Source organism: Variovorax sp. P1_H12_2, assembly GCF_056405335.1.
On record NZ_JBFUCI010000384.1, the window covers coordinates 1 to 6,294 of the forward strand.

A 6,294-nucleotide genomic window follows, 5' to 3' on the forward strand; every position below is an offset into this window, starting at 1 on the left:
GGTTGAACGAGCGACCCAGGAAGACTCTCGACTTCCAAACACCGGCTGAGATGTTCAGTCAGATCGTTGCATCGATCGGTTGAATCTGCAGCCGACAGACGACCTTGATCCCTACATCCTGGCCCAGATTCGGGCCTAGTAGGTGCTTGCCCCGCCAAGCCGCATTTCCGCGGGGAACCGCCCGCAGCAACGGCCTCAAGGCGTTTCCGCCCCCCGATCTCGGCGGCGCCGACTTCGCCGCGCTGGCGGCCCGGCGCCGGCCTGAGCCTTCGTGATTCGCGAAGCCTCGCGCCCGCCACAAACGAATTGTTCTCCTCGGCCCACGCGTCAAGAATCGCGAAGCCGAACCCGCCAAGGAGACATTTCTTGAAGATCATCCGCGTCAGCGCCACGCCGCTGAACATCCCGGTCACCATCGACGTGCTGGGCCTCGACAAAAAGACCTCGCTGTCGCTCTGCCTGACCGAGATCGAGACCGACACCGGCCTCGTCGGCCATGGCATGACCGCCATCACCGAAGAGGAAATCATCGCCGCCGCGGTGCGCGAAGTGGCCGGACCGGCGCTGATCGGCGAAGACCCGATGGCCACCGAGCGGCTCTGGGAAAAGCTCTACTGGCTGCTGTCGCCGCGCGGGCAGACCGGCTACGCCAGCCATGCCATCGCCGCACTCGACATCGCGCTGTGGGACCTCAAGGCCAAGGCGCTCGGCCAGCCGCTGTGGCGCCTGCTGGGCGGCGCGCGCTCGCGGGTCCCGGTCTACGCGACCTTCGGCTTCGGCTTCTTCGAGCGCGACGAGCTCGCCGCGGCCGCGAAGCTCTGGGTGTCGCAGGGCTTCCGGCGCCTCAAGATGACCGTCGGCGGCCATGCGCTGGCGCGCCGCGACGAGCCGCGGCCGATCGACGAAGTGATCGACGAAGACGTGCGCCGCGTGGCGGCGGTGCGCGAGGCCGCGGGCCCCGACGTGAAGCTCTACGTGGACGCCAACTGCGGCCTCGACCTGTTCCATGCGAGCGACCTGGCACGGCGCATCGAGCCCTACGGCATCAGCTTCTTCGAGGAGCCGCTGACGCAGAACGACGTGCGCCAGATGGCGCAGCTGCGCACGCGCACCACGATCCCGCTCGCCTGCGGCCAGAACGAGGGCCTGTCGTTCCGCTTTCGCGACCTGCTGGTGAACCAGGCGGCCGACGTGCTGCAGCCCAACGTGACCATCTCGGGCGGCTATTCGCAGTGCCTGAAGATCGCCGGCATGGCGCAGGCCTTCAACGTGCCGATCGACAACGGCGGGGCCTGGCCCTTCCACAACATGCACCTGCATGCGGGCGTCGCCAACGGCGGGATGGTCGAATACCACTACGTGGCGGTGAAGATGCTCGAGCAGATCTTCGACGGCCTGCCGGTGCCCGACCAGGGCTGGCTCACGCTGCCCGAGACGCCGGGGCTGGGCTTCGCGCCCAATGCGGACCGGGTGCGCGAACTGGCGAAACTCCCGACCTCGCACGGCAAGGGCAAAGCCTGAAGCGCCCGCACAAGCATCGGGTTAGAAAGAACAACGGAGACACGATGAAACAGAGACAACAAGCGATTCGGCCCTCACGCCGGCATGCACTGCGTACGGGAACCCTGGCACTGGCCCTCGCCCTGGCGGGCGCATTCGGCACGACCGCCGCCTGGGCGCAGAAGTACCCCGACAAGCCGATCCGCCTCGTGGTCGGCTACTCGGCGGGCGGCGGTGTCGATGCGGCGGCGCGGATCCTGAGCGCGCGCCTGCCGGCGGTGCTCGGCCAGCAGGTGGTGGTCGAGAACCGCGCCGGCGCCACCGGCATGATCGCGGCCGACCTGGTCGCCAAGGCGGCGCCCGACGGCTACACGCTGATGATGGGCGACAGCGCGATGCTGATTGCCAAGCTGCTGCAGCCGAAGATCGCGATCGATCCGCTGACCAGCTTCAAGCCGGTGGCCGGCGCCTTCGTCTCGCCGCTGATGATCGTCACGGGCAACGACTTCCCGGCCCGCACGCCGGCCGAGCTGGTGACCGAACTCAAGACCCATCCGGGCCGCTATTCCTTTGCGACCTCGGGCGTCGGCACCGTGCAGCACCTGGGCTTCGAGATGCTCAAGCAGGCCACCGGCAGCTTCGTGGTGCACGTGCCCTACCGCGGCGCCGCGCAGATCGTGCCCGACGTGGTCGGCGGGCAGGTGCCGATCGGCGTCGTCAGCGCCACGGCCGGCATGGCGCAAGCCAAGGCCGGCAAGCTGCGCGCGCTGGCGTTGATGAACACCGCGCGGCTCGAAGCCGCGGACGGCGTGGCGCCGCTGGCCGATGCGCTGCCGGGCTTCGATGTCGCGCCGCGCCTCTTCCTGCTGGCGCCGGCCGGCACGCCGGACGAGATCGTCGACAAGCTCGCGGCCGCGGTGAAGACCGTGCTCGACACCCCCGAGGCCGCCACCGCGGCCGCCGCCCAAGGCACCTTGCGGGCCTTCGCCACGCCCGCGCAGCTGCGCAAGGAACTGGTCGACGAGAACGCGCGCTGGAAACGCATCATCACCGAGCAGCGCATCGTCGCGGAAGGGACCTGACCATGGCGCAACCCCACCTGGGCCTGATCGTGCCGCCTGCCGCCGGCGCGGTGCCGGTGGACGGCCCGCTGTTGTACGGCGAGCGCATCCGCTTCAGCGCGCGCGGGCTCGGCCTGGGCGAGATCTCGACGCGCGGCTACACCGAGGTGATCGATTCGGTGATCGAGAAGGCCGTCGAGCTCGCCGCCCTCGGCGTCGGCGCCGTCTCGCTCATGGGCACCTCGCTGAGCTTCTTCCGCGGCGCTGCCTTCAACCGGCAGCTGCAGGCCGAAATGGCGCGCGCCACCGGCCTGCCCTGCAGCACGATGAGCGATGCCATCGTCGGCGGCCTGCGCAGCCTGGGCGTGCGGCGGGTCGCGGTGGCCACCGCCTACATCGACGAGGTCAACCTGCAGCTGCGCCGCTACCTGCAGGACAGCGACTTCGAGCCGCTGGCCTTGCAGGGGCTGTCGATTTCCGACGTGCAGGCGGTCGGCGCCGTGCCGACCCAGGTGCTGGTCGACCTGTGCACGACGGTCTTCGAGGCCAGCCCGGGCGCCGACGGCATCCTGATCTCGTGCGGCGGGCTGGTCACGCTCGACGCGGTGCGCGAAGTCGAGGCACGGCACGGCGTGCCCGTGGTCTCGAGCTCGCCCGCGGGCTTCCGGGAGCTGGTGCGCAGTGCCGGTCTGGATGCGCGCTCGCCAGGCCACGGGCGCCTGTTCGCCTGAGCGAGGCGGATCGATGCGCCGGCGGCGCGCAGCACGCTCTGTGCCTTGCGCCCGCTGAAATCACCGATGCGTTGCGAAGCAAGCGACGACACTTTCGGATCATTCACATCCCTCCTTCCGAACGGTCTCAGTTCGTTCTGCAATCGCTCGCGGTGAAATGGCTGTGCTCACGCCACACCCATGCAGGAAAGGAGATCCGCTGCCACCCCCAGAGCACCGAGCGAACAATGCCGCGCCTCAGGGCGGGATGTCCTGCAGTTCCAGAACATCCATCTGAGGCAAAAAGACGAGCCCCGAAGGTGCGTCAACACCAACGAGGCTCTGACCACAACGTGCACACACCTTGGAAGGAAACGCACATCATGGCTACTTCGAATCATAGTCAACCCTCCAGCATCGCCATCGCCGTCTACGGCGGGACGGTGCAGGTCTTCGTGGACTCCCGTAACGGCCCGGCCCACCGGGTCACCCTCGACGCAACGAGATCGAACCGCCGCCGCCCGGCGGCCCAGCGACCCGGACTTCCTGGTATCGCGCCCAGGCATGGCCTCGCATCGATGCTCGATCGCGCCTTGCCGCGCGCCGAGCCGTCCAGCGCCGAGGTGGCAGGCGGCGCATTCATCGCCACCCACTCGCCCTTCCAGGTGTTTGTCGAGCTGGCGAAGGTCGTTGGCTCGGCCCGGAGCGAGATCCTGATCGTCGATCCCTATGTCAACGCGACGGCCCTGACGGACATCGCGATCTCCGCGCGGGAAGGCGTTCAAATCCGCATCCTCGGCGATCGCGCCGGGAGCAAGTCGAGCCTCGCGCCAGCAGTCAGTCGCTGGCAGGCGCAGTACAAGGCATCGCGCCCCCTGGAAGTCCGCCTCGCACGCGACAGGTCGCTGCACGACCGCCTGCTGCTGATCGATCGTGCGGAGGTCTGGAACCTGTCCCAGTCGATCGCGGACTTTGCGAAGAAATCACCCGCATCGATTGAACGCAGCAGCGCCGCCATTGCGAAGGAGAAGGCGGCTGCGTACCTCGACCTTTGGAAGGCCGCTGCGTCATTTCCCTGATCTCCTGGCGGAGCTTGCTGACGCGCGCCATCTTTCAGATGGGGCGCATTCAAGACGCTCGCCGACACAGTTCGCAATGCCCATGGCCTCGATCTCGCCCGCGGGCCACCGGCCGCCGGCTACTTGAGCAACAGCCCCGGTAGCCACAGCGACAGCCCCGGCCAGTAGGTCACGACCGCCAGAAAGCCCAGCATCGCCAGCAGCCAGGGCCAGACCGCCACGGTGAGCTCGGCGATGCCCATCTTCGTGATCCCGCTGGCCACGTAGAGGTTCAGGCCGACCGGCGGATGGCACATGCCGACCTCCATGTTGACCACCATCATGATGCCGAAGTGCACCGGATCGATGCCCAGCTGCATCGCCACCGGGAACAGGATCGGCGCCAGGATCAGCACGATCGACGAGGGCTCCATGAAGTTGCCCGCCACCAGCAGCACCAGGTTGCAGACCAGCAGGAAGCCGATCGGCCCCAGGCCCTGCGCGATCATCCAGTGGCCCAGGTCTTGCGGGATGTTCTCGTTGGCCAGGATGAACGAGAACATCACCGCATTGGTGATGATGTAGAGCAGCATCGCGCTCATGTTGGCGGAGTTCAGCAGCACCCGCGGCACGTCCTTCAGGCCCAGGTCCTTGTAGACGAAGACCGCGACCACGAAGGCATACACCGCGCTCATCGCGGCCGCCTCGGTGGGCGTGAAGATGCCGGTGTAGATGCCGCCCATCACGACCACGATCAGCAGCAGGCCCCAGATCGCCTCCCGAAAGGCCTTGAGGCGCACCGCCCAGCCCATCTTCGGCAAGCGTGGGTAATCGTTCTTCCAGGCCCGGTACCAGGTCACGACGCCGAGCAGCAGCGCCAGCGCGATGCCGGGCACCACGCCGGCCATGAACAGCGCGCTGATCGAGGTGTTGGTGGCCACCGCATACATCACCATCACGATCGACGGCGGGATCAGGATGCCGAGCGCGCCCGAAGTGGCGATCACGCCGGCGCCGAAGCGCTTTGGAAAGCCGGCCGCGACCATCGCCGGCAGCAGGATCGAGCCGATCGCCACCACCGTGGCCGGGCTCGACCCCGACACCGCGGCGAACAGCGCGCAGGCCAGCACGCCACCCAGGCCCAGGCCGCCGTGCCAGTGGCCGACCATCGCCGAGGCGAAGTGGATCATCCGCCTGGCCACCCCGCCATGGGTCAGGAAGTTGCCGGCCAGGATGAAGAACGGGATCGCCATGATCTCGAACTTCTCGATGCCGGTGAACAGCTTCAGCGCCACTGCCTCGAGCGGCACCTCGGTCATGGTGAACAGAAAAGTCAGCACCGTCAGTCCGAGCGCGATCGAGATCGGCATGCCGCTGAGCATCAGCAGCACCAGCAGGGAGAAGATGATCAGGCTGTTCATGGCCGCGCCTCCAGGGCCGGCGTGCCGGCAGCGTCCAGGCCTTCGACATGGCCGTGGTCGTGGCGCGGCAGTTCGCCGGTCCGCCAGAACGTCACGGCCACTTGCAGGAAGCGAAAGCACATCAGGAACGACCCCAGCGGGATCGCCAGGTAGGCGAGCCAGCTCGGCAGCTCCAGGTCGGGCGTGGTCTGGTCGCTCTGCGCCAGGCCCCAGACCAGCCGCGCGCCGAGCGCCCCGACCACCGCGGTGAACAGGGCGCCGGCGAACAGGCCGAACAGCACGAACCGGCGCCGCATCGGCACCTCGAGGCGGTTGATCAGCACATCCACGCCGACATGGATGCCGGTGCGCACGCCATAGGCGGCGCCGAACTTGGCCATCCAGACGAACATGAAGATGCACAGCTCCTGGGCCCAGCCCAGGTGGACCTGCAGCAGCCAGTCCTGCAGGCCGGCCATGGGCAATCCCGCCAGATAGCGGTGGACCACGGCGACGAAGATCAGCAGGGTCGCGCCGCCCATGAGGCTGGCGATCAGCCACTCCT

6 protein-coding genes are annotated in these 6,294 nt (G+C 67.9%); 4 read left to right on the plus strand and 2 right to left on the minus strand.

Translation table 11 applies throughout. The features are described 5' to 3' along the window. Positions 1 to 366 precede the first annotated feature (366 nt). The 4 genes from AC1D2K_RS27770 (at position 367) to AC1D2K_RS27785 (ending at position 4,350) form a co-directional block, all read left to right on the plus strand. Entirely contained in the window at positions 367 to 1,521 is a 1,155-nt protein-coding gene (locus tag AC1D2K_RS27770; protein ID WP_478092721.1) for a mandelate racemase/muconate lactonizing enzyme family protein, read from the plus strand. 44 nt (positions 1,522 to 1,565) lie between these two features. Beyond that, a complete protein-coding gene (locus tag AC1D2K_RS27775; protein ID WP_478092723.1) occupies positions 1,566 to 2,582 on the plus strand; it encodes a Bug family tripartite tricarboxylate transporter substrate binding protein in 1,017 nt (338 codons plus the stop codon). A 2-nt stretch (positions 2,583 to 2,584) separates the two neighbouring features. Continuing rightward, a complete protein-coding gene (locus tag AC1D2K_RS27780; RefSeq protein WP_478092726.1) occupies positions 2,585 to 3,292 on the plus strand; it encodes an arylmalonate decarboxylase in 708 nt (235 codons plus the stop codon). Between the two features lie 557 nt (positions 3,293 to 3,849). Then, the gene (locus AC1D2K_RS27785) at positions 3,850 to 4,350 is read left to right on the plus strand and encodes a hypothetical protein (RefSeq protein WP_478092728.1); all 501 of its coding nucleotides are present in this window, start codon (positions 3,850 to 3,852) and stop codon (positions 4,348 to 4,350) included. A gap of 119 nt (positions 4,351 to 4,469) precedes the next feature. On the opposite strand, the gene AC1D2K_RS27790 is transcribed toward AC1D2K_RS27785, so the two are convergent. Together AC1D2K_RS27790 and AC1D2K_RS27795 are read right to left on the minus strand one after the other, a co-directional pair. After that, positions 4,470 to 5,750 (minus strand): TRAP transporter large permease, encoded by a 1,281-nt coding sequence (locus AC1D2K_RS27790; protein ID WP_478092730.1) that lies wholly within the window; start codon positions 5,748 to 5,750, stop codon positions 4,470 to 4,472. Beyond that, positions 5,747 to 6,294: TRAP transporter small permease (locus AC1D2K_RS27795; protein WP_478092732.1), on the minus strand; the 548-nt coding region annotated here is incomplete at its 5' end. The genes AC1D2K_RS27795 and AC1D2K_RS27790, both read right to left, overlap by 4 nt.

Excerpts from the sequence above, each read along its gene's own strand:
- AC1D2K_RS27775 (WP_478092723.1), top strand. The coding sequence starts at position 1,566 with ATGAAACAGAGACAACAAGCGATTCGGCCCTCACGCCGGCATGCACTG.
- AC1D2K_RS27780 (WP_478092726.1), top strand. The coding sequence starts at position 2,585 with ATGGCGCAACCCCACCTGGGCCTGATCGTGCCGCCTGCCGCCGGCGCG.
- AC1D2K_RS27785 (WP_478092728.1), top strand. The coding sequence starts at position 3,850 with ATGCTCGATCGCGCCTTGCCGCGCGCCGAGCCGTCCAGCGCCGAGGTG.
- AC1D2K_RS27790 (WP_478092730.1), bottom strand. The coding sequence starts at position 5,750 with ATGAACAGCCTGATCATCTTCTCCCTGCTGGTGCTGCTGATGCTCAGC.